1 protein-coding gene is annotated in these 1,660 nt (G+C 68.7%); it reads left to right on the forward strand.

Going from position 1 to position 1,660, the window contains the following annotated elements:
* Nucleotides 1-122 precede the first annotated feature (122 nt).
* Nucleotides 123-1,499: an IS1380 family transposase gene (locus tag AB0J16_RS59615; protein ID WP_358558310.1), complete on the forward strand. Its 1,377-nt coding sequence runs from the start codon at nucleotides 123-125 to the stop codon at nucleotides 1,497-1,499.
* The last annotated feature ends 161 nt before the right edge of the window (nucleotides 1,500-1,660 follow it).

Raw genomic sequence — 1,660 nt, forward strand, 5'->3', positions numbered from 1 at the left:
CCTGCGGCTTTCACGGCGAATTTGAGCCGACCTGATCGTTCACATAAGAAAAGTGCCCTTGAACTGGGAGGATCGGACTTGTCTAAGGCCCCGTCCAACCCAGATCAGAAGGCACTTTCCGAGTGAACTCTACCGCCTCACACCGCAAGATCACCGTGTCCGCCGACGGCCGCGGGCTGGTCTCACACGCCGGTGGTCTGCTGCTGATGCAGACACTGCGCATCACCGGGCTGGACAAGGCCCTGTCACAGCAGTTGGAGTGGTGCCGGCCCGGCCGAGCGGTGCACGACCCCGCAAAGATCATCACCGATCTGGCCCTCACCCTGGCACTCGGCGGAGATTGCCTGGCCGACATCGCCCTGCTGCGCTCTCAGCCCGAACTGTTCGGTCCCGTCGCCTCCGACCCGACCGTCTCACGCCTGATCGACCGGCTCGCCGCCGATGAGGCCCGCGCGCTGAAGGCCATCCGCGCCGCCCGCGCCACCGCACGTGAACGAGCCTGGCACCTGGCCGATGACCGAGCCCCGGGAACCGATGGCCGGCCCGTGATCGTCGATCTCGACGCCACCATCGTCGTCTCGCACTCCGACAAGCAGCACGCGGCCCCGACCTGGAAGAAAAGCTACGGCTTCCACCCGATGACCGCCTTCGCCGACCACACCGGCGACGGCGGCGGCGAGCCCCTGGCCCTGCTACTGCGGCCCGGCAACGCCGGCTCCAACACCGCCGCCGACCACATCGAGACCACCCGCCTCGCCCTGGCCCAGCTCCCCAAGCACCTGCGACGCAACGTCCTCATCCGCACCGACTCCGGCGGCGGCACCCACGAATTCCTGAACTGGCTCACCCGCCCCGGACGATGGCTGAAATACTCCATCGGCTTCACCATCACCGACGACATCGCCACCGCCATCGGCAAGCTCCCGGCCACCGCCTGGACCCCCGCCTACAACGCCGACCGCCAACCGCGGCCCGGTGCCTGGGTCGCCGAACTCACCGGCCTGCTGGAGCTGACCGGCTGGCCCAAGGGCATGCGCGTCATCGTCCGCAAAGAACGCCCGCACCCCGGCGCCCAACTGCGCTTCACCGACCTCGACGGACACCGTTTCACCTGCTTCGTCACCGGCACCCCAGGCTGCCAGCTCGCCGATCTAGAACTACGTCACCGCCGCCGCGCCCGCGCCGAAGACCGCATCCGCGCCGCCAAGGACACCGGCCTGCGCAACCTGCCCCTGCACGACTTCACCCAGAACCAGATCTGGCTCGAGATCGTCGCCCTGGCCAGCGAACTGCTCGCCTGGATGCAACTGCTCGCCCTGCACGGCACCAACGCCCGCCGCTACGAGCCCAAACGCCTGCGGCTGCGCCTGCTCGCCGTCGCCGGCCGACTGGTACACGGCGCCCGCCGCCTGCACCTGCGAATCCCCGCGCAATGGCCCTGGGCCAGCCAGATCATCACCGCCCTGGCACGCCTACACGCCCTGCCGGCACCAACCTGACCAGCACCAACCCGTCCCACGACCAGGAAAGGACCCGCGGGCCCGTGGAACCCCGCCCACCCGGCGCGACAGCCGGGCACTCACGCTGACCACAGCCGGGCAATCGACCTCAAGCCGAATCCCTCAACCGACCAGCTCAAGGTCGAGAAAGATCGAGGCTA

This window comes from Nonomuraea sp. NPDC049750 (genome assembly GCF_040659625.1).
Classification (GTDB): domain Bacteria; phylum Actinomycetota; class Actinomycetes; order Streptosporangiales; family Streptosporangiaceae; genus Nonomuraea.